The sequence below is a fragment of the Arthrobacter sp. GQ119 genome, assembly GCF_059759125.1.
In genome coordinates, this window is record NZ_JCAXEA010000105.1 from 1 (window position 1) to 248 (window position 248).

1 protein-coding gene is annotated in these 248 nt (G+C 65.3%); it reads right to left on the minus strand.

Annotation, left to right across the window (positions count from 1 at the left end; translation table 11 throughout):
* The coding region (locus tag AC6CH3_RS23555; protein WP_498134727.1) for an FAD-dependent oxidoreductase at positions 1–248 on the minus strand (248 nt) is incomplete at both ends.

Below are 248 nucleotides of genomic sequence, written 5' to 3' on the forward strand. Positions count from 1 at the left end.
GTGGCATTTTTGAAGCCGCCGCCGGAGAAGCCGGTGGCGCAGTAGATCCTGCTGTTCTCCGTGAGCCGGCCCAGCAGGGGATGCCCGTCCTTGGTGAAGAGGTCCGGGAAGGCGTCGGAGCGGACGACGTTGGGGAACAGGCCGGGGAAGAACTCGGTAACGGTTTCGGTCGTCTCCGCGATTTCGGCTGGGCTTAGCTCCCTCGGTACTGAGTCCGCGGAAGGTGCTGCAATGCCGCGCCCGTCCAG